At 43.2% G+C, this 21,880-nt stretch carries 14 protein-coding genes; 12 read left to right on the top strand and 2 right to left on the bottom strand.

The genetic code is table 11. The features are described from left to right. Positions 1–185: 185 nt before the first annotated feature. Complete coding sequence (hrpA, locus tag ACRRS1_RS11885) at positions 186–4,046, top strand: ATP-dependent RNA helicase HrpA (protein ID WP_432463130.1); 3,861 nt, start codon at positions 186–188, stop codon at positions 4,044–4,046. Between the two features lie 2 nt (positions 4,047–4,048). Further along, positions 4,049–4,360 (top strand): SelT/SelW/SelH family protein, encoded by a 312-nt coding sequence (locus ACRRS1_RS11880; protein ID WP_432452966.1) that lies wholly within the window; start codon positions 4,049–4,051, stop codon positions 4,358–4,360. Positions 4,361–4,389: 29 nt separating this feature from the next. Here the strand turns inward: ACRRS1_RS11880 and sodB are convergent, their stop codons facing one another. Next, positions 4,390–4,971 (bottom strand): superoxide dismutase [Fe], encoded by a 582-nt coding sequence (gene sodB / locus ACRRS1_RS11875; protein WP_432452967.1) that lies wholly within the window; start codon positions 4,969–4,971, stop codon positions 4,390–4,392. Positions 4,972–5,189: 218 nt separating this feature from the next. Between sodB and ACRRS1_RS11870 the strand changes: the two genes are divergently transcribed. From ACRRS1_RS11870 to ACRRS1_RS11830, 9 genes are all read left to right on the top strand, one after another. Then, positions 5,190–5,534, top strand: coding sequence for a Grx4 family monothiol glutaredoxin (locus tag ACRRS1_RS11870; protein WP_432452968.1), 345 nt, complete (start codon positions 5,190–5,192; stop codon positions 5,532–5,534). A gap of 166 nt (positions 5,535–5,700) precedes the next feature. After that, positions 5,701–7,413 carry a DEAD/DEAH box helicase gene (locus ACRRS1_RS11865; protein WP_432459477.1) on the top strand — a complete coding sequence of 571 codons (1,713 nt, stop codon included), beginning with the start codon at positions 5,701–5,703 and terminating at the stop codon, positions 7,411–7,413. 89 nt (positions 7,414–7,502) lie between these two features. Further along, entirely contained in the window at positions 7,503–8,876 is a 1,374-nt protein-coding gene (gene dacB / locus ACRRS1_RS11860; protein WP_432467764.1) for a D-alanyl-D-alanine carboxypeptidase/D-alanyl-D-alanine endopeptidase, read from the top strand. Positions 8,877–9,070: 194 nt separating this feature from the next. Beyond that, on the top strand, positions 9,071–10,450 hold the full coding sequence (locus ACRRS1_RS11855) for a sodium-dependent transporter (protein WP_432452971.1): 1,380 nt from the start codon (positions 9,071–9,073) through the stop codon (positions 10,448–10,450). A gap of 308 nt (positions 10,451–10,758) precedes the next feature. Next, on the top strand, positions 10,759–13,383 hold the full coding sequence (gene pepN, locus ACRRS1_RS11850; protein WP_432459475.1) for an aminopeptidase N: 2,625 nt from the start codon (positions 10,759–10,761) through the stop codon (positions 13,381–13,383). A 17-nt stretch (positions 13,384–13,400) separates the two neighbouring features. Beyond that, positions 13,401–13,619, top strand: coding sequence for a DUF2835 family protein (locus tag ACRRS1_RS11845; protein ID WP_432452973.1), 219 nt, complete (start codon positions 13,401–13,403; stop codon positions 13,617–13,619). 158 nt (positions 13,620–13,777) lie between these two features. Continuing rightward, positions 13,778–18,610 (top strand): NAD-glutamate dehydrogenase, encoded by a 4,833-nt coding sequence (locus tag ACRRS1_RS11840; RefSeq protein ID WP_432467766.1) that lies wholly within the window; start codon positions 13,778–13,780, stop codon positions 18,608–18,610. A gap of 57 nt (positions 18,611–18,667) precedes the next feature. Then, positions 18,668–19,678 carry a quinone-dependent dihydroorotate dehydrogenase gene (gene pyrD, locus ACRRS1_RS11835; protein WP_432459473.1) on the top strand — a complete coding sequence of 337 codons (1,011 nt, stop codon included), beginning with the start codon at positions 18,668–18,670 and terminating at the stop codon, positions 19,676–19,678. 89 nt (positions 19,679–19,767) lie between these two features. After that, positions 19,768–20,319, top strand: a complete 552-nt coding sequence (locus tag ACRRS1_RS11830) for a cell division protein ZapC domain-containing protein (RefSeq protein WP_432463134.1) — start codon at positions 19,768–19,770, stop codon at positions 20,317–20,319. A 200-nt stretch (positions 20,320–20,519) separates the two neighbouring features. Here the strand turns inward: ACRRS1_RS11830 and ACRRS1_RS11825 are convergent, their stop codons facing one another. Continuing rightward, positions 20,520–21,161 carry an arylesterase gene (locus tag ACRRS1_RS11825; RefSeq protein WP_432467768.1) on the bottom strand — a complete coding sequence of 214 codons (642 nt, stop codon included), beginning with the start codon at positions 21,159–21,161 and terminating at the stop codon, positions 20,520–20,522. A 16-nt stretch (positions 21,162–21,177) separates the two neighbouring features. On the opposite strand from ACRRS1_RS11825, the gene ACRRS1_RS11820 reads away from it, so the two are divergent. Next, on the top strand, positions 21,178–21,876 hold the full coding sequence (locus ACRRS1_RS11820) for an ABC transporter ATP-binding protein (protein WP_432467769.1): 699 nt from the start codon (positions 21,178–21,180) through the stop codon (positions 21,874–21,876). The last annotated feature ends 4 nt before the right edge of the window (positions 21,877–21,880 follow it).

Here is a 21,880-nt window from a genome sequence, read left to right as displayed (position 1 = left end):
TTTTGTTTTTCAACTGGTTGCTTTTTAGTCCAGCTGAGGGTCGATGATGAACAGAGTCATCATCATTTCGCTGCAGCTGGTGTTACTCGATGTGCTTGTTGCTATAAACAGGTGGCTTAGACTTGTTTTCTTAGCGATTGTTGTTAGCATTTGCGCCTCGTATGCAACCCTACGAGGTTTTATTCTTGCAGTCCGCTCTATCAAACTTGAAACAACAAATCAGCTTCGCTTTGGCAAAGGATCGTTATCGTCTTCAGCGGCAGCTGACTAAGTTAACATCCGACGATCTGGAACAAAAAAGTGCCGCTTTTGTTAAATTTGCTCAGGCTCTCGATCGCTCTTGTCAGTTAGCAAGTCGTCGACGAGCGACTATTCCTGTCATTCATTACCCTCCGCAGCTACCCGTCGTTGAGCAAAAACAAAAACTTTATGAAGCGATCCGTGATCATCAAGTGGTGATCATCGCTGGTGAAACGGGCTCGGGTAAAACAACCCAGATCCCAAAAATTTGTTTAGAGTTAGGCTTAGGGAGTCGTGGTTTCATCGGTCATACTCAGCCTCGGCGGTTGGCCGCTCGTAGTGTAGCCGCTCGTATTGCAGAAGAATTAGAGACTCCAGTAGGCGATTTGGTCGGTTATAAAATTCGTTTTAACGATCAAATTAAAGCGGATAGTTTAATTAAGCTGATGACTGACGGGATGTTGCTTGCCGAGATGCAACAGGACCGTTTTCTTTCTCAATACGAAGTTTTGATTATTGATGAGGCCCATGAACGTAGTCTGAATATTGATTTCATCCTCGGAGTGCTCAAGCAATTATTGCCCAAGCGACCTGATTTAAAAATTATTATCACTTCGGCAACCATTGATCCGCAACGATTTTCTAGGCATTTTAACGACGCTCCGGTGATTGAAGTCTCAGGCAGAACCTATCCGGTTGATACTCGATATCGCCCGCTTAACGAAGCAGAGCAAACCAAAGATGTCCTAGAAGGTATCGCCGACGCGGTTGACGAGCTATATCGGGAGAAACCCGGTGACATATTAATTTTCATGAATGGCGAACGTGAAATTAGAGATGCGACAGATTACTTACAGAAGCGCCAGTTACGTGACACTGAAGTATTGCCTTTATATTCTCGTCTCTCTAATGCGGAGCAAAATCGCATTTTTGCAGCCCATCGTGGTCGTCGTATCGTGTTAGCCACGAACGTTGCCGAAACCAGTTTAACGGTGCCAGGGATCCGTTATGTAATCGACCCCGGTTCCGCCAGAATTAGTCGCTATAGCTATCGTTCTAAAGTTCAACGCTTGCCAATTGAAGCGATTTCTCAAGCGAGTGCCAATCAGCGTAAAGGACGTTGTGGGCGGGTGGCAGAAGGGATCTGTATTCGTTTATATAGTGAAGATGACTTTGCTGGTCGGCCGGAGTTTACCGATCCTGAAATTTTACGAACCAATTTAGCCTCGGTTATTTTGCAAATGCTTGGCTTAAGGCTTGGTAAGTTGGAAGACTTTCCATTTATTGATATGCCCGATCAGCGAAATATTAAAGATGGTTTGAATCTACTCGAGGAAATTGGGGCTTTACATCAGCAGCACGGGAAGCCAAGCCTTAGCGCTTTAGGGCGTGAGGTGATTAAGTTTCCCATCGATCCTCGCTTAGCGAGAATGATGGTGGCTGCTAAGAGTTTTGGCTGTGTTCAAGAAATGATGGTGATTTGTGCAGCCTTATCGATCCAAGATCCGCGAGAGCGACCTAGTGACCGTAAACAAGCGGCAGACCAACAACACGCACGCTTTGTTGATAAAGACTCCGATTTCTCGAGCTACTTATTACTATGGCGTTATTTACAAGAACAACAAAAGGCTTTATCAAGTAACCAATTTCGTAAACAATGTAAGCAAGAGTTTTTAGCTTACATGCGGATTCGCGAGTGGCAAGACTTAGTGTTTCAGCTTTCAACGGTGGTAAAAGAGTTAGGTTATCCACTGAGTCAAAATGAGGCGAATTACGATGCCATTCACCAGGCAGTGACCGCTGGTTTGCTCAGTCACTTTGGTTTTAAAGACAAAGAGCGAGAGTTTTTAGGCGCACGAAACGCACGTTTTGTGGTATTCCCGGGATCTAGCCAAGCGAAAAAGCCCCCTAAATGGGTGGTGGCTGCCGAGCTGGTGGAAACCTCTCGTTTGTTTGCGCGTGGCGTAGCAAAGATTCAGCCTAATTGGTTAGAAGCGCAGGCTGAACACCTGATTAAAAAGTCTTATAGTGAGCCACACTGGTCGACCAAGCAACAAGCGGTGATGGCTTACGAAAGCGTGCGTTTGTATGGTGTAAGTTTAGTGAGCAAACGTCTGATCAATTATGGTCGAATTGATCCCGTTGTGGCCCGAGAAGTATTTATTCGCTCCGCTTTAGTCGAGGGGCAGTGGTCAAGTAAACACAGCTTTTTTAAACAAAATCAGCGCTTACTCGAGGATGTCGAAGCCTTAGAGCAAAAGCAACGTCGCCGCGATGTGCGGGTGGATGATCAGGTGTTGTTTGATTTTTATGCCGCACGTTTAGCAGAAGATATTGTCTCTGCTTCTCACTTTAATCGCTGGTGGAAGCAAGCGCAGCGACAACAGCCAGACTTACTCAATTTTTCAAAACAAATGTTGTATCAACATGATGCGAGTCATGTGACTGAGCAGCAATATCCAGATAGCTGGCAGTTAGATGGCTTTGCGTTGGCCCTTAGTTATGTTTTTGAACCTAGTGAAGTAGACGATGGGGTGAGTGTCCATATTCCATTGGCATTATTAAACCAGATTGATTACTCACGTTTCGATTGGCAGATCCCAGCGTTTAGAGAAGCTTTAATTAGCGCTCTGATTAAATCTTTGCCTAAGCCTATACGACGTAATTTCGTACCAGTACCGAATTACGTTCAAGCCTTTATGCAAGCGGTCCCGCAGGCCGAAGGCGAGTTGTTACCAATATTGACCAAGCAATTACTCAGAATGACCGGCTGTAAGATCCCCGAGGATGCCTGGAATCTAGATGCTGTACCAGACCATCTTAAGGTCAACTTTAAGGTGGTGAATGATCAAGGTAAAGTCGTTTCTCAGGGGCGAAGTTATCAAGTATTGCAAACCAAACTTCAGGACGAAGTTGAGCAAACGCTTGCTGAAATTGCGCCTAGTGCGTTCGCCGAGCAAGCGAGTGTTAGTCAATGGAGCTTTGGTGAGTTGCCGACGATGATAGAAGAACAACGTCAAGGTTATCAAATAACCGCTTATCCGGCATTGGTGGATGAGGGGAAAACAGTGGCCCTTAAGTTGTTTGATAAAGCCGAAGAAGCGAGTTGGAGTCAGTCACGTGGCTTAAGTAAGTTATTGCAACTGAATATTCCTTCACCGCTGAGTTATTTGCAGCAGCATCTGCCTAATAAAGCCAAACTTGGTTTGTACTTTAATCCTTTTGGTCGGGTTGATGTGTTATTGGATGACTGTTGTTTAGCGGTCATCGACAAATACTCGCGACTACAGCCGGTGGATAATCAAGCGGACTTTGTTGCCTTATGTGATACCGTACGGGCCGAGTTGGCAACTGAAACTTTAGCTGTAGTCGTACAGGTAGAGAAAATTTTAAGTTTGCATTACCAAATTAATAAGTCCTTGAAAGGTAAAGTCGGTTTTGATCGAGTGATGGCTCATGCTGATATTAAAGCGCAGCTTGCTAGATTGGTTTATAAAGGATTCGTGCGAGAGGTTGGCGTAGCGCGTTTAGCCGATTTACAGCGTTATTTAAAAGCAATTGAAAAGCGCTTGGAAAAATTAGCGATCGACGCGCATAAAGACCGTTTAGCCATGCAACAAATTGAAACGGCGGTTGAACGGGAACAAGTCTTAGCCTTACCCATATATAATGAACAGGGTCAAGAACTTCGCTGGATGATAGAAGAGCTGCGGGTATCGCTGTTTGCTCAGCAATTGGGCACTAAATATCCAATTTCCTTAAAAAGAGTGCTGAGTCATATGAGTGAGTTACAAAAAGGGAAATAACGTTGGCATTACAACAATCAAAAGACCAGCCTCGCGTCGTAATTTATTATTGTAGTTTGTGTGGTTGGTTATTACGCGCCTCTTGGTTGAGTCAAGAGCTACTTACGACATTTTCACAAGAGTTGGCAGAAGTGGCTTTAAAACCAGCGAGTAAAGGACGTTTTCAAATTTACCTCGATGGAAAATTGATTTGGTGTCGAGTGGCTGATGAAGGTTTTCCGGAAGCTAAAATTCTAAAGCAACGAGTACGCGACCTGATCGCACCGGAAATGAATTTAGGACACAGTGACAAAAATAAAAAGGGCGCTGATTAGCGCCCTTGGTCCTTAGCAAGCTTTTTTGCTTAAGCAAAATTTGCTGAGGCAAACTCCCAGTTTACCAATGCCCAGAATGCATTGAGGTAATCAGGGCGAACGTTACGGTAATCGATGTAGTAAGCATGTTCCCATAAGTCACAGGTTAGCACTGGCGTAACCGTTTCGTCAGTCAGTGGTGTAGCTGCATTACTGGTATTTACGATCGCGAGACTGCCGTCAGCATTTTTGACTAACCAAGTCCAGCTGGAGCCAAAGTTGTTGACTGCGCTATCGGTAAATTTCGCTTTAAATTCTTCGAAAGAACCAAAACTTGCGTCAATGGCTGCTGCAAGTGCTCCACTTGGTTGACCGCCAGCATTTGGCGCCAAGCAGTTCCAGTAAAAGGTATGGTTCCAAACTTGCGCTGCGTTGTTAAATACGCCGCCAGTGGAATTTTTAACGATTTCTTCTAAACTTTTCTCAGCTAAATCAGTGCCTTCGATTAAACCATTTAGTTTTACCACATAGGTATTGTGGTGTTTACCGTAGTGGAAAGATAAGGTCTCAGCAGAGATGTGCGGTTCTAACGCGTCTTGTGCATAAGGTAGTTCAGGTAGTGTAAAAGCCATGTTTCTCTCTCCTTGTAATAATTGGCTGAAGCAACAGCACAATATTTTATATAGTAAAAACTTTACAAACTAGTTTAGCATTACAACAGTAGGCGGAAAAGCAAAAATATTAAAAAATATTGATCTAGCTCAAAGTGGTGAAATCAGAGATTTTTTTTGCTACGGTATAGTCATAGCACCTAGAATAGACTTAGTGTAAAAAATTAGAGAATTTTAAAATGGAAACTGTTGATAAAATTAAGCAGCAAATTGCTGAAAACCCGATCCTACTCTACATGAAAGGTTCTCCGAAGTTCCCTAGTTGTGGTTTCTCAGCGCAAACGGTTGAAGCTTTAATGCAATGTGGTGAACGTTTTGCCTATGTCGATATTTTGCAAAACCCTGACATTCGCGCTGAACTGCCTAACTATGCTGATTGGCCAACTTTCCCACAACTGTGGGTTGAAGGCGAATTAGTTGGCGGTTGTGACATCGTGATGGAGATGTTCCGCAGTGGCGAATTACACCCTTTAATTAAAGATACGGCGGCAAAACATCCTGCGCCAGAAAGTGAGGCTGAATAGACTAATATTCAGCTCTAATTGAAGGAATCAACCGCTCTTTATTCGAGTGGTTTTTTTTGTCTCATATCAAGTTGCTTAAAATTTTTCCATAAAAAGCTAAAATCAATGAGACATTTTGTGATCAAAAGCGTATAGTGCGCATCCTTTAAATAATCGTGGGCCAAATATGACAGAATCCAGCAGTACGAGTTTTGAGCAATTTGCTCTCCCTGAAACAATTTTAAAAGCAATTGCCGAGATTGGATTTGAGACGCCGTCTCCAATTCAGGAAAAAACCATTCCATTACTGCTGGAAGGACACGATGTACTTGGCTTAGCGCAGACCGGAACGGGTAAAACTGCAGCTTTTTCTTTGCCTTTAATCGCAAAGCTTGATCCACAATTAAATGTGCCGCAGATGTTGGTGTTAGCACCAACTCGCGAACTGGCGAATCAGGTTGCGGATGCAATTAAAGACTTTAGCCGTCATGTACCTGGTTTACGCGTACTTGCCATTTATGGCGGTGCCGATTATGGACAACAAATTAAAGAACTGCGTCGTGGCCCTCAAATTATTGTAGGAACACCAGGACGTACGATTGACCACTTAGAACGTGGTAAGTTGAAGTTAGATCAACTTAGAGCCTTAGTATTAGATGAAGCCGACGAAATGTTGCGTATGGGCTTTATTGATGATGTCGAACGCATCATGCGTGACATGCCAAAAGAACGCCAAACAGCGTTGTTTTCAGCAACCATGCCGCCAGCAATTAAAAATCTGACTAAGAACTACATGTCAGCTCCGAAAGAAGTAAAAATTGCCAACAAGACGCAAACAGTGTCTAACATTGACCAATACTATTGGAATGTTGCTGGTTTAAACAAAATAGAAGCTTTGGCTCGGATCCTTGAAGTGAATAGTGATGGTGCTGCGATTATCTTTTCGCGTACCAAAAGTTCGACCACTGAAATTGCTGAGCGCCTCGAAGCGAAGGGCTTTAGTGTTGCCGCTTTAAACGGTGACATGAACCAAACCATGCGTGAGCGCACCATCACCCGTTTAAAATCGGGTAAGTTGGATATTGTTGTCGCTACCGATGTTGCCGCTCGTGGTCTTGATGTAGAGCGTATTGGCCTCGTGGTTAACTTCGATATTCCTTATGATGCTGAGGCTTACGTTCACCGCATTGGCCGTACTGGTCGAGCAGGACGTAGTGGTAAAGCGATTATGTTTGTGGGTTATCGTGAGCAGCGTTTGTTGCGCAATATCGAGCGCACCACACGACAAAAGATTGAAGCGATGGAGTTGCCTACTCGTGAACAAATCGAAAAACAACGTATTGCGAGTTTTCAAGATAAATTAACCACCGCGGTTAAAAATACTAAGTTAGAAGATTATCAAGCCATTGCTAGCGAATTAGCGACAAACCTTGGTATGACTGAATTAGAATTAGCGACAGCCTTATTGTTCCAAAGTCAGTTAGCACGACCATTCAAGCTGCCAGCCGATCCTGAACCTCGTTCAGCTCGTTTCGCTGGTAACGATCGTGGTGATCGGTCTCGCGCTCCTCGTGGTGAGCGCAGTGCTCGCGGCGAAAGAGGCGAACGTCCTAGCCGCTCTGAAGCTGGCGCGACAAAACGTAAACGCCGTACCGCTGATGTTGAAATGAACACCTATCGAGTTGATGCTGGTCGTGAACATGGTGTACAAACCAAGCATATCGTAGGCGCGATTGCTAACGAAGCCAACATTAGCAGCGATTACATCGGTAGCGTGAAGTTATTTGATAGTTATTCAACGGTTGAATTACCGAGCGGTATGCCAGAGAAAACTTTTAATCATCTTAAGCGTAGCTTTGTTCGCCAACGTGCAATGCGTTTAGAGCTGATTGCTCAATAACAATAACTGCTAAAATTGAAAGGAAAAGGTGAACTTAGTTTCACCTTTTTTTATATACTCTCGGTACCATTGGTGCACTGCGAGTTAAGATGCGTTTTTTCCTCCCTCTTGTTATCCCTTTATTGTTGGTCTGTGGTTTGTTGCAAGCCGAGACGATGCCCTTACGGGGCGCAACACTTAGTTATATTGGACCAGCCAGTCAGGCGAATAGCCAACGATTATTGGTGCCAGCCAGTACCTTAAAAATCGTAACGGCAACTGCTGCGATCAAACTTTTAGGTGCAGATTTTCGTTTTAATACTCAGCTCAGTATCAAGTTGAGCGAGCAAGGTTTAGATCTTTATCTTCATATGAGTGGCGATCCTAGTTTCAGCAGCAAAGATCTGAATGCGTTGTTGACGAGAGCCTTCAGCCGTTATGGCAAAAAAATCCATTCAATCACCATCGACGATGGTGTCTTTAGTGGTCACAATCGCAGTCGTGGTCAGGTGTGGAACGATATTGGGATTTGTTTTGCTTCGCCAGTATCGGCACTGAATATTGATGGCAATTGTATTAATGGCAATTTGAAACCAGGTAAAATCGGGCAATTGAGTGATTTACATATTAGTGATCCGAGCTTGCTTAATATGGACAATCAAATTATGACGGTGGCGGCTGATACTGCAGATTGTGAACAACGTCTGGTGGTTAAAGATCATAATCACTACCAGCTTTCAGGCTGTATACCAAAAAATGCCAAAATGATGCCATTACGCTTTTCGATTACCGATGAGCATCGTTACTTTTCGTTGAAGCTAGGCCGAGTGCTGGCGCAACTGGGGGCGAAGTATAGCGGACAAATACAATATCGTTCTCGGTTAGCTCCGTTTCCAACAGTTTATACGCATCAGTCAGTACCGCTGATCGATTTACTGAAATTTATGTTGGTTGAGTCTGACAATTTGACCGCAGATAGTATTTTTAAAAGTCTAGCCGCAGCACAAGGACGTAAAGCGAGTTACGCAGTTGCGAGTAAAATTGTTTTGGCTCAATTGACTGCTTTGGGTTTGGATGTGAGTCAGGTCGTGATGCGCGATGGTTCGGGATTGTCACGGGAGAACTTGATTAGTGCCGAGTTGTTATATCAGCTTTTGCAACGCTGGCAAACAGACCCGCAACTAAAAGTTTTGCCTAGTATACTCGCCATCGCTGGAGAAAATGGCACTCTTAAATATCGCCGCAGTGTCACCAAATCTCCGTTAAAACATCATATTCACGCTAAAAGTGGTTATGTGACAGGCGTGATGAACCTAGTTGGATTTATTGAAAAACAAGGTCACCTAAGCCCGTTTGTATTTATGAGCAATGGGGTTGCTCTCAACGAACAACAGCGCCAAGCAGTGAAAGAGCGTCGTGTGGTGCATCCAATATTAGTTTATGAGAGAGATTGGTTGGAAAAGCAGTGGCAAGCTCTCAATTAGAAACATGCTTTGTATATGCATGAACATTCAGCGTTTAATACTCATTACTGAGTATTTACTAGATTATATATGGAGATGGAACCCTGATTATTAGCATAAATATTCATTTTTTCTGTAATTTACATGTGCTTTATGCTTAGATCTGCGCCCAATAACAAGAACGCAATTCGCATACACAATTATTAAGAGAAAATATGAGTAATAACACCTCAGTGAATAATCGCTGGTCGAGTAATTTTGCCTACGTTTTAGCGGCAACAGGGGCCGCAGTAGGGCTTGGTAATATCTGGAAGTTTCCCTATATCATGGGAGAGAACGGCGGCGGTGCTTTCGTACTCGTTTACCTTTTATGCATTATGTTCATCGGCATTCCGGTGATGATGGCAGAGGTTTACCTAGGTAAACAAGGGCGTTCTACACCAGCCAACGCGGTCGCGAAAGTAGCGCTTGAACATGGACGCTCTAAACATTGGGCATTTATTGGTGGCATGGGGGTATTGGCTGGGTTCTTGGTGTTAAGCTTTTACATTGTGATTGCTGGCTGGGCAGTGGCTTATGTATTTAAATCGTTATCAGGAGATATCTCGGCAGCTGCAGGTAATGCTGAGCAAGTTGGAGCAATGTTTGGTGCTTTAACTTCTGATCCTTTGCAACTCACCTTGTGGGCAAGCATTGTGATTGGGGCAACCATTCTGGTCTTAGCAAAGGGGGTCACTAAGGGTTTAGAACGGGTGGTCTATTTGTTGATGCCTGCGTTGTTTGTATTGTTGGCAATGATTATGGTTTATGCCGCAGTGACCGGTGATTTTGCTGCCGCAGTTAATTTTATGTTTAAGCCTGATTTTTCTAAATTAACTGTTCATGGCGTGATGATAGCTCTCGGTCATGCTTTCTTCACCCTCAGTTTGTCATCTGGGATCATGATGATCTACGGTGCTTACTTGCCTGAAGGCACTTCGATAGCTAAAACTTCTATTTATATCGCGATTGCCGATACCGTGGTTGCGCTGATGGCTGGTTTAGCTATTTATCCTATTGTGTTTGCTCACGGTATTGAGCCGAGTGCAGGACCCGGTTTATTGTTCGTGTCATTACCGATTGCTTTTGGCTCCATGCCAATGGGATCGCTTGTCTCTGTGGTATTCTTTGTGATGGTGGTGGTCGCTGCATTTACTTCTGCAATCGCCTTGCTCGAATCGAGTGCTGCTTACTTGGTTGAGCGTCGCGGCTTACGTCGTAACGTTGCCGCCGTCATTGCAGGCTTCGCCGTTTGGCTACTCAGTTTGGGAACGATTGCTTCATTTAGTGGTTGGGAATTTGCACAGATAGATGCCGGCCCCATGGGAAGCAACTTTTTTGAGATCCTTGATTATCTAACGGCAAGCGTATTACTACCATTAGGCGGATTACTAATCACTATATTTGTCGGTTGGATGATGCAGGGGGAGCGTGTTAAACAGGGGATTGGTATGAAAAGCCGTAACTTTAGCTTGTTCATGAAGAGTGTTCGTTTTATTTCTCCAATTGCCATCGCACTGGTGTTTTTAAACGCCGTTGGTTTGCTGGCATTTTGATATACAACACCTGATAAGTCGGCTTAGGCCGACTTTTTGCTTTTTAGTCCCTTTAAAATCGTTAGCAGCAGTCGCCAATATCTCTTACAATACAACTCGGTCTGTTTATCTTTTACGATTGTAGTCACTCGATTGACACTTCTTTGCCCAAGTACTCATTGATGTCGCTTTTTTAGTTTAGATTCATCAGCATATTGTTTTAAAATGGTTTTTTTAAAGCTGAGCGTTTATTACAATTTTACGACTGAAGATAAACCGACTTAAACACGTTTTAGTTTATTTTTGAATTTCTACTAAAAGGAAGAGTCATGGCAGAACTAGCAGCCCAACCCGTCGCTAAATATCGTGCAGATTATCAAGCACCTCAATATACCATCGAGCAGGTGGATTTAGAATTTGACCTCGAGCCTAATCATACTAAGGTGACAGCGGTATCCAAGGTGCTTCGGGTCGATGCTTCCGCCGAAGATTTAGTCTTAGATGGGGAAAAGCTGCAACTGCTGTCCATCAAGGTCAATCAGCAAGCACACACCGATTACCACGTTACTGACAGTCAATTAGTGTTGAGTAACTTGCCGACAAGTTTCGATTTAGAAATTGTGACTCAAATTAATCCGGTCGAAAACAAGGCCTTCGAAGGTTTGTATCAGTCAGGGAATGCTTTTTGTACTCAGTGTGAAGCCGAAGGATTTCGACGGATCACCTACTTCCTCGATCGGCCAGATGTTTTAGCGACCTATCACACCAAAATTATTGCTGACAAAGCAGCTTATCCGTATCTACTCGCTAATGGTAATAAGATAGAGCAGGGCGACCTCGACAATGGTAAACATTGGGTGCGCTGGCAAGACCCATTTCCCAAACCATGTTACTTGTTTGCATTAGTTGCGGGTGATTTTGATTTACTTGAAGACAGTTTTGTTACCCAATCGGGGCGGCGGATTGCGCTCGAGTTATTTGTCGATAAGGGTAATTTGGATCGAAGTGAACACGCGATGCAATCCCTGAAAGAGGCGATGAAGTGGGACGAGCAACGTTTTAACTTAGAATATGATCTCGACATTTATATGATTGTAGCTGTCGATTTCTTCAATATGGGCGCGATGGAAAATAAAGGCCTTAATGTCTTTAATTCAAAATATGTTCTAGCGAACAAACAGAGCGCCACCGATAGTGATTTCTTAGGCATAGAAGCGGTCATTGGTCACGAGTATTTTCATAACTGGACCGGTAACCGAATTACCTGTAGAGATTGGTTTCAACTCTCTTTAAAAGAAGGCTTGACGGTATTCCGAGATCAAGAATTCAGCTCTGATTTGGGCTCAAGGGCCGTCAATCGGATCAAAAATGTACGTATTTTACGTAGTCATCAGTTTGCCGAAGATGCGGGACCAATGGCCCACCCAATTCGCCCTGATAAGGTGATTGAAATGAATAATTTCTACACTTTAACAGTTTACGAAAAGGGCGCAGAAGTGATCCGCATGTTACACACCTTATTAGGTGAAGCGGCCTTTCAAGCTGGGATGAAAACTTATGTTGAGCGTCACGACGGACAAGCAGTCACCTGCGATGACTTTGTGAATGCGATGCAAGATGCCAGCGGCAAAGATCTTAGCCAATTTAAGTTATGGTACAGCCAGTCGGGTACCCCTATTTTAAATGCCATTGGCAATTACGATAAACAAGCGCAGCAGTTTAATCTTAGTATTTCGCAACATACTGCGGCCACCGCAGATCAAACGCAAAAGCAGGCCTTACATATTCCGGTGTCTATCGAGTTATTAGCCAGTGATGGTCAAAGTTTAGCGCTTACTGCTCAAGGGCAAACGCTATCTTCAGTGCTTGAGTTAACATCGGCTGAGCAAAGCTGGGTATTTGATGGCATCACTAGCCAACCAACCGTGGTATTGCTGCAAGATTTATCTGCACCTGTAAAACTAGAAATGGATTATTCACTAACTGAATTGTTACTGATCATTAACCATGCGAGTAATACTTTTGCTCGTTGGGATGGCATGCAAAAGTTAGTCGCACGTTGGATGCAGCAAGCGGTTGGGCTGTTACAGCAGGGCCAAACGCTGAATGTTGCCGATGAAATTGTTGAAACCTTCCGACAATTACTCAATGATCGTCAGCTCGATAATGGTTTATTGGCTGAATTATTAACGATTAGTAGTGAAAACGAAATCGCCGATAGCTTTGCTGCGGTGGATGTCGATGCGATTGCTGAGTCGAGAGACTTCTTTATTTCTGTACTGGCCAATCGTTTAAGTGAAGAATTTGTATCCCTTGAGCGTTTATGTGCCGGATCTGAGCAGCAAACTCTGGCGCATTCTGATATCGCGTGGCGCTCTTTGCGTGCCGCTTGCTTACAGTATGTGGCATATATTAAGCCAGAAGTGGTCTTGGCAGCCTATTTTGAGAGTTCATTAATGACCGATAAGCTGGCGGCAATGGCAGCGGCTAACAATGCCCAAATTGAGCAGCGGCAGCAGATGTTTGATGATTATGAGCAACACTGGCAACATGATGGTTTAGTCATGGATAAATGGTTTGCCTTACAGGCTAATTTTGCACAAGGAGATAGTCTCGCTCGGGTTAAAGCCCTCACCGAACATCCGAGCTTTAGCATGGAAAATCCCAACCGTGTTCGCGCCTTAATTGGAAGTTTTGTAAATAATAACCTTCGAAAGTTTCACGCAAAAGATGGTTCTGGCTATTGTTATTTAACCGATGTTTTGTGTATCTTAAATCAACAAAACCCACAAGTGGCATCGCGCTTGATTACACCTTTGATCCAAACGGTAAAACTTGATCAACCACGTAAAGACTTGATTATTGAGCAATTACAACGTTTAGCAGATTTGCCAGACTTGAGTAAAGATCTTTATGAAAAAGTCACCAATGGTTTACAACAACTCAGAGCTTAATCAGTATCGTTTTCAGTATGAAACAGTATTATTTTAATTTACATATTTCATATCTGGAGTTTGAGCGGGTCTACCGAGGTAGTGCCCGTTCGGTGATCGCTGTTGATGATAAAGGCACGCGGGTGCAAATTCCCGCGTTGCGTTTTTTGTCCTTTTTAAATGCTTCAGGCATTAGCGGTCGTTTTGTATTATCGACCGATAACCAAAATAAATTCATATCTCTTCAAAAAATCTAGTGAACAATGTTGAATATATGTAAAAACATGGTTTAATTGCCGCTGTAGTTGTTCGAGTTATTTTTCGATTAATTTTTAAACCGGACTACACTCAAATAAACAATAAGCTGTTGTTTTACACAATAATAATATTACTCTACTTAGAAAAGGAATGCGTTATGACAAGAGCGCAGCAACACGCCTCCGTATTACTTAAGAAAGTCTATCAAATTGTTAACCAGAAACTGGATGCAAGGGCGGCGCCCTTAGCTGAGCAGTTTTTAACTCGGCTGTTTTCTGGGCTAGGCAGTGACGACCTGGCCAATCGCAGTGACAGCGACTTATATGGGGTCGGAGTTGGCTTATGGAATACGCTAAATCTTACAAAAACTTGTGACCGACATATTAAAGTCTATAACCCTGAGTTAAGCCGTCACGGTTGGCAATCTACCCACACGATTATCGAAATTGTTGTACCAGATTCACCGTTTTTAGTTGATTCGGTTCGAATGGCCTTGGTTCGCAGTGGCATTAATACTCACTTATTATTGCATCAACCAATGCGTTTAGACCGCGATGAGAATAATCAAGTGACCGCTGTATATGACGTGCAGCATAGTGAGTTTGGCAATCAAACCATATTCATGATTGAAGTTGACCGCCAAAGCGACGAAACAGCCTTGCGTAAGTTGAGTAACGAACTGAGTAAGGTCTTGGACGAAGTCGCAGTGGTGGTTAATGATTGGCAGGTGATGCTGCAAAAGTTAATTGATGTCACCGCAGACTTGGCCAAAACTAAAGGGCCAATAGACAACTATTTACTAGCTCAGAGCTGTGCTTTTTTAGAGTGGATGTCTGATCACAACTTTACGCTGATGGGCTATCGTCACTACGCACTCAAAGAAGTGAAAGGGGACTTTCAGTTGATTCCCGATGACGAAGGCAGTTTAGGTCTCTACCGAGAATATGTGACGAGTCAGGTAGTCTCTTTATCGAGCTATACCGAGGCCGGTCGTGAACTGGCGACGAATCAGACGCCGTTGGTGTTGAACAAGAGTAATCATAAGTCGCGAGTGCATCGTCCTGCTTATATCGATCACGTTGGGATTAAAGTTTTTAATAAAGCGGGTCAGGTGATTGGAGAGCATCGTTTTGTCGGTTTATATGCTTCTTCTATCTATAATCGCAGTCCTCTAGAAATCCCCTTGATTAATCAAAAGCTTGCTCGAATTATGGTTAACTCGGCTCTACCCGAAGGGTCTCATGCATATAAGTCATTGCTGAATATTATGGAAACTTATCCCAGAGATGAGTTGATCCAGGCGAGTGAAGAGGAATTGTTGAATATTGGTTTAGGTGTCGAGCAAATTCAAGAGCGCGACTTAGTGAAGTTGTTTGTGCGAAAAGATTTATACGGGCGTTTCTACTCTTGCTTGGTTTATACCAGCAAAGACCGTTATAACACGGCTTTAAGGATAGATAGCCAAGAGATATTCAAGCAACACTTTAAATCCACGGAAGAAGTCGAATTTACAACCTATTACACTGAAGGCTCAATGGCGCGCACTCACTATCTAGTGAGAGTAGATAATAGCAATCAGGAGTTTGATTTGAGCCAGTTACAAACTAACCTAATTGAAGCCGCTAGAACCTGGGAAGACCGTTTATCAGATTCTTTGGTATCTAATTTCGGTGAAGAGCGTGCGATTCAATTAAGCAGTAAATATCAAAGTGCTTTTCCTCGTTCATATAAAGAAGACGTGCTACCGGGTTCGGCTGTTGCCGATATCATGCAATTTGAAGAACTCAGTGATGAGAATCAATTGGGGATGTTGTTCTATCGGCCCCAAGAAGAGAATATTAATAACAATCATGTCCGCTTAAAATTATTTCATTTGAATGAACCGTTACATCTTTCTGATGTATTACCGATGTTAGAAAATATGGGCTTGCGGGTGATTGGTGAAACACCATATCGCTTAACCAGCAGCGATAATAAAGTATATTGGTTGTTGGACTTTTCGATGTTGTTTGTGGGCGAACAAGCTTTGGACATCGAAAAAAATCGTGATAATTTCCAACAAGCCTTTGCTGAAATTTGGTCTGGACAGCTTGAAAACGACGGTTTCAATCGCTTGGTTTTGGCTGCGCAAGTGTCCGGTAGAAATGTTGCCTTACTCAGAGCCTACGCGAAGTATATGCGTCAGATCGGCAGTAATTTTAACCAAAGTTATATTGAAGAAACCTTCGCAAGTTACCCGCAAATATCTACCTTATTAATGGATTTATTCCATCGTCGTTTTAATCCCAGTCTAAAGCGTTCTGAAAAGACCGAAGAAAAGATAGAAGCGAAGTTGATTAGTTTGTTGGATGGTGTCGAAAACCTAGATGATGACCGAATTATTCGTCGTTACTTAGAGATGATTAAAGCAACTTTACGGACCAATTTTTACCAGCTTACTGCAGACAAACAAGTTAAAGACTATATCTCCTTTAAAATTGACCCTCGGCAAATTTCGGATATGCCGCAGCCTGTGCCAATGTTCGAAGTTTTTGTTTATTCGCCGAGAGTCGAAGGGGTTCACCTACGGGGAGGTAAAGTTGCTCGAGGTGGACTGCGCTGGTCTGATCGACGTGAAGACTTTAGAACTGAGGTACTAGGTCTAGTCAAAGCTCAACAGGTGAAAAACACGGTGATCGTACCAGTCGGTGCTAAAGGTGGTTTTGTTTGTAAGCGTTTGCCTGCGCCGAGTGATCGAGATGCTTGGTTAACCGAAGGCAAACAGTGTTATCGCACCTTTATTCGCGGTTTATTGGATATTACCGATAATAATATTAAGGGAGAGATCATTGCGCCTCCCCAAGTGGTTCGACGTGACCCTGATGATCCTTATTTGGTGGTGGCCGCCGATAAAGGTACCGCAACTTTCTCTGACATTGCCAACCAAATTAGTCAGGAGTATCAATTCTGGATGGGGGATGCCTTCGCATCCGGTGGCAGTAACGGTTACGATCATAAAGGTATGGGGATTACTGCTCGAGGGGCTTGGGAGTCGGTAAAACGTCATTTCCGAGAAATTGGCGTAAATTGTCAAACCACCGACTTTAGCTGTGTCGCAGTTGGGGATATGGCAGGTGATGTATTTGGGAATGGGATGTTGCTTTCGGAACATACCTGTTTAGTTGCTGCCTTCAACCATATGCATATCTTTATTGACCCCAGTCCTGATGCAGCGCGTTCTTACCAAGAACGTAAACGGCTATTTGAATTACCGCGTTCCTCATGGCAAGACTACGACAACAGTTTAATCTCTGAAGGTGGAGGCATTTTCTTACGTAGTGCTAAGTCGATTAAGCTAAGCCCTGAAATTCAGCGTCTACTCGATACCAAACTAAGCAGTGTTACGCCAAATGCTTTGATTCAGTTGATCCTATGTGCATCTGTTGATTTATTTTGGAACGGTGGTATTGGGACTTATATCAAAGCCAGTTCCGAATCCAATACCGACGTTGGTGATCGCGCTAATGATTCGTTGCGGATCAATGGTAAGCAACTTCGCGCGAAAATTGTTGGTGAAGGGGGGAATCTTGGGATTACTCAGCTTGGCCGTATTGAAATTGCCGAGAATGGCGGTCGAATTAATACCGATTTCACCGATAATGTGGGTGGTGTAGATTGCTCCGATAATGAAGTGAATATTAAAATTTTGCTCAATGGCTTGGTGACAAATGGTGATCTTACAGAAAAACAACGTAACAAATTGTTAGTTGAAATGACCGAAGATGTGTCACTTATTGTATTAGAAAATGCCTATCGTCAGAGTCAATCGATCAGTGCGACGGAACAACTTGGTGAGAGTACCGTTAAAGAAGTTAGCCGTTTTATGCATATTTTAGAGCGGGAAGGGCGCTTAAACCGAAGTTTAGAGTTTTTGCCTAGCGATGAAGAGTTATTAGAGCGAGAGGCAAATGGTCAAGGGCTCACCAGACCCGAATTAGCGGTGTTGGTTGCTTATGGCAAAATGGCCTTGAAAGAATGGTTTAATGTGTCCGAAGTAACCGAGGATCCCTATCTCAGTCAAACTTTGATTAAGTCTTTCCCTGCTTTATTGCAGCAACGTTATGTTGAACAGATGCATCAGCATCCACTTCGCCAAGAGATTGTGGCGACTCGTTTGGCGAATCAAGTGGTCGATGATGTTGGCTTTAACTTTGTCACTCGCCTGATTGAAGAAACGGGGTCGAGCGCCGCAGAAATTTGTACTTGTTATATGATTGCTTGTGAAGTCTTTGGCGCATGGGAGCTTTATGAGCAAATTGAAGCCTTGGATAATCGAGTGAATGCGCAACTTCAATTAAGCATGATTAACAGCTTGCGCAGGAATATACGTCGAGCCACGCGACGTTTCTTAACACTAAGAGATCGCTCCTTGACCATCGCAGAGCAAATAGAACGTTATCGCCCGAGTTATTTGCAACTACATCAGCAGTTACTGGACGTACTTGCCAGCGATGAGGTGGACTTGGTAAATCAGCAAGCAGATAAACTGCAGCAGCAGCATGTGCCAGCAGAGTTAGCGAGTACCATGGCCAAGATGGATTCGATGTTTTCGATCTTAGACCTCACCGAGATTGCTGAACAAGGCGAGCAAGATATTGTTACGGTGGCAAGACTGTACTTTAATCTTGGTGCAAATATCGGCTTACATTGGTTCCTAGAGCAAATTAATATCCAAGCGGTAGATAACCATTGGCAGGCCTTAGCGCGTTCTTCTTTTAGAGAAGATCTCGACTGGCAACAACGGCAGCTTACCATGAGTGCTCTAAAATGGGCGACTCAGATGGAAAGTGAAAATGCTTTGGATGATTGGTTAGCCGCTCACGAGAGCCTTTTGCTTCGCTGGAATCAGATGTTGGCCGACTTCAAAACCGGAAATATCCATGAATTTGCGAAATTTTCAGTATTATTAAGGGAATTGAATCTATTAAATTTAAATTGCTCGGTAAACTAGTATAAAATACTGCCCCCGAAGCCCTGCATCTTCGGGGGTCTTATACTAGGAGTCTAAATGTATTACCCACTCGCTCGTAAACTAATTTTTCAACTAAATCCTGAATCCGCTCATGATCTGACTATCGAGATGTTTAAGCGTACTGGCGGAACCTTACTTGACAGACTGTACCGCCAACAAGTTCCAGCCAACCCAGTAGAACTAATGGGACTTACGTTTCCTAATCCGGTCGGCTTAGCGGCTGGTTTAGATAAGAATGGCGAGTGTATTCAAGCTTTTGCTGCAATGGGCTTTGGTTTTATAGAAGTTGGAACGGTAACCCCTCGCGCTCAGTCAGGTAACGAAAAGCCTCGTATTTTTAGGGTATTAGAAGCCGAAGGTTTAATTAATCGAATGGGCTTTAATAATAAAGGGATCGATTATTTAATCAATCAGGTTGAGCAAAGCCAGTTCAAAGGGATCCTTGGGATCAATATTGGTAAAAACTTTGATACGCCTGTTGAAAATGGTAAAGACGATTATTTAATCGGTATGAATAAAGCCTTTGCCCATGCCTCTTATATCGCAGTTAATATTTCTAGTCCAAATACTCCCGGTTTAAGATCCTTACAATATGGTGAAGCGCTAGAAGATCTATTAAAGGATCTTACTGAGCGAAAAGATCAACTTAGCCAACAATATAATAAACATGTACCACTGTTGATTAAAATAGCACCTGATTTATCAGAAGCGGAAATTGAACAAATTAGTGACAGTCTGATCCGTTATAAATTAGATGGGGTGATTGCAACCAATACCACCCTAGAGCGCTCAATGGTTGAGGGGATGAACCATGCTAGTGAGGCTGGAGGTTTAAGCGGGCGTCCTTTGCAATTAAAATCGACAGAAGTTATTCGTAAATTAGATCATTATTTAAAATCGGAGATCCCGATCATTGGTGTTGGCGGAATAGACTCAGGGATGGCTGCAAAAGAAAAAATGGAAGCGGGAGCCAAACTAGTTCAAATATATAGTGGATTTATTTATAAAGGTCCCGAATTAATTAAGCAGATTTCCAAAGTTATATAAAAAATTTTTAAATTTATTTGTTATTATTGAGTTCACGTAGTACATTTGTTTATTAAGTGAACTCACATGGATAGATCTGTCTTTTTAAAATGTTAATACAACCTAATAAACAATGGCACTGGATATTCGATACCAATAAAGGAGTAATGACTCTGGACTTGGGGCCTAATATGCTGTTTGTGTCTAAGTTGTGTAAAAAGCGTTGTGTTCTACATGCTCAAGAAGACAGTCCTTTCACGACCGAACAGACTCAGCTTTATTATCAATTTTTAGAGCAATTAGAAGAGGTTAATTGGTCTGAAGCGATTAAAGTTCAAATTTGTTTAAATGCTTTAGCCGCCGCGCAATTTCTTAAACCGTTGATGCCGCAAAGTTGGTTTTTCAAGAGTATCGGCACCGTTCAGCAAAGCGATTTGCAATTGGGTCAACTGGTGGTACTACAAAGTGATTACGCGCATAGTCGCTGTGTGATTGTTGAGCGCAGTGAGCAAAGCTATACGGTGATGACCATTGAAGCAGGCTTGCAATTGGACCAGCGTAAAAGTTTAGGTCAATTTGAAGCCATTAAAGTGATGCACGATCGGGTCATGCCTCTCTCTCGTTTACTTCAACCATCTCGCGGTTTCGCCCAAACAGCTTAGGCCTCCTCAATTGCTTCATTTCGGGCATAAGCTTGGTTTCACATTCATATATAGTTACCACAAACTGATTGATGGATAATTGAGCGTTCTGATTCAAATCAAGCTTGTCGGTTATCAGCGTCAGCTCGGTCTAATCAATAGACTGTTTTACGGACGAATAAGCCGTTTCTCGAAGCATTAATTATTTAAAGTTACTGTGGCTAATCTTGAACTAATTCAAGTAATTGCTGCTGCATCCGCCGACTAATCAAGGCTTGCGCCTGCTGATTGGGATGGATCCCATCGTTTTGCATCAATTCGCTTTGGGTCGCGATATCTTCAATAAAAAAAGGTAAGTAATTGATCTGTTGTTGTTCTGCCAGCGTTTTATATAAGCTTTCAAAGGCAGTGGTGTAACGTTTGCCATAGTTTGGCGGGATGCGGATTTGCATCACCGCCACTCGTATACCTTGCTGCTTGGCGAGTTGCACCATTGCTGTAAGATTATCGGTGATACTGTTAATCGCCTGGCCTTGTAGGCCATCATTACCGCCAAGCTCAATAAGTAGCCAATCGACAGGATGTTCCGCCAATAAATCTGGTAATCTTCGTAAAGCACCAGCGCTGGTTTCACCGCTGATACTTGCATTAATTAAGTATAACGGCTTATTGTTGTCTCGATAGTGTTGTTCAGTGAGTGATACCCAGCCTTGCTCAAGGGTCATACCGTAGGCGGCACTTAAACTATCACCGAGGATTAACATCGATTTGCTATTTGCTCTAGCTTTGGTATTTATTGTCAAACAGAGTAAAACCAGCAATAAGCTGAATACGTAATACCCAGTTTTCCGAGTAACAATCATTATTGAGTACCTATTTATGTCAGTAGAATCACAGTCGTCTCCCCCTAAGATAATCATAAATGCAACTGGACTCAATCATCAGGTTGCCACTCCAAATGGGAGTTTGAGCTTATTAAAAGATATCAATGTGCAAATTAACCAAGGTGAATCACTTGCCATTGTGGGCGCATCTGGTTCAGGAAAAACTACCTTACTCAGTATCTTAGCTGGCTTGGATAGCGCCAGCCAGGGGGAGGTTGAATTATGCAGCGAAAAATTGTCGGCCTTAGATGAAGAGCAACGGGCACGTTTAAGACGCGATAAAGTGGGTTTTATTTTTCAACAGTTTTTATTAGTTCCGGCCTTAACCGCTCTGGAAAACGTTATGTTACCGGCAGAATTAAAAGGGATCGCCAAGGCTAAGGAGTTGGCGGAACAGTGGCTAAATAAGGTGGGCTTAACCGAGCGCCATCATCATTATCCTAATCAACTGTCTGGTGGCGAGCAACAAAGGGTCGCAATTGCGAGAGCCTTTATTTGCCAGCCTGAGGTCTTGTTTGCGGATGAACCTTCCGCCAATTTAGATAGTGACAACGGAAAAAACATTGAAGACTTGTTATTTGCATTAAACCAACAATCGGGTGCGACCTTAGTTTTGGTGACCCATGAACGAGGTTTGGCGGAGCGTTGCTCAAGGCAAATAACCTTACAAGCTGGGCAAATGATTGACGGATAAGGAA

Origin of the sequence: Agarivorans sp. Z349TD_8, from assembly GCF_050870825.2 — a bacterium.
In the GTDB taxonomy this organism is placed as follows: domain Bacteria; phylum Pseudomonadota; class Gammaproteobacteria; order Enterobacterales; family Celerinatantimonadaceae; genus Agarivorans.
Note: the sequence above shows the minus strand (reverse complement) of the source record. Positions and strands in the feature narration are given on the sequence as shown.

What these genes read in the sequence shown, in the direction of transcription:
- sodB (WP_432452967.1), bottom strand. Translation starts at nt 4,971, where the DNA reads ATGGCTTTTACACTACCTGAACTACCTTATGCACAAGACGCGTTAGAA.
- ACRRS1_RS11870 (WP_432452968.1), top strand. Translation starts at nt 5,190, where the DNA reads ATGGAAACTGTTGATAAAATTAAGCAGCAAATTGCTGAAAACCCGATC.
- ACRRS1_RS11865 (WP_432459477.1), top strand. Translation starts at nt 5,701, where the DNA reads ATGACAGAATCCAGCAGTACGAGTTTTGAGCAATTTGCTCTCCCTGAA.
- dacB (WP_432467764.1), top strand. Translation starts at nt 7,503, where the DNA reads ATGCGTTTTTTCCTCCCTCTTGTTATCCCTTTATTGTTGGTCTGTGGT.
- ACRRS1_RS11855 (WP_432452971.1), top strand. Translation starts at nt 9,071, where the DNA reads ATGAGTAATAACACCTCAGTGAATAATCGCTGGTCGAGTAATTTTGCC.
- pepN (WP_432459475.1), top strand. Translation starts at nt 10,759, where the DNA reads ATGGCAGAACTAGCAGCCCAACCCGTCGCTAAATATCGTGCAGATTAT.
- ACRRS1_RS11845 (WP_432452973.1), top strand. Translation starts at nt 13,401, where the DNA reads ATGAAACAGTATTATTTTAATTTACATATTTCATATCTGGAGTTTGAG.
- ACRRS1_RS11840 (WP_432467766.1), top strand. Translation starts at nt 13,778, where the DNA reads ATGACAAGAGCGCAGCAACACGCCTCCGTATTACTTAAGAAAGTCTAT.
- pyrD (WP_432459473.1), top strand. Translation starts at nt 18,668, where the DNA reads ATGTATTACCCACTCGCTCGTAAACTAATTTTTCAACTAAATCCTGAA.
- ACRRS1_RS11830 (WP_432463134.1), top strand. Translation starts at nt 19,768, where the DNA reads ATGTTAATACAACCTAATAAACAATGGCACTGGATATTCGATACCAAT.
- ACRRS1_RS11825 (WP_432467768.1), bottom strand. Translation starts at nt 21,161, where the DNA reads ATGATTGTTACTCGGAAAACTGGGTATTACGTATTCAGCTTATTGCTG.
- ACRRS1_RS11820 (WP_432467769.1), top strand. Translation starts at nt 21,178, where the DNA reads ATGTCAGTAGAATCACAGTCGTCTCCCCCTAAGATAATCATAAATGCA.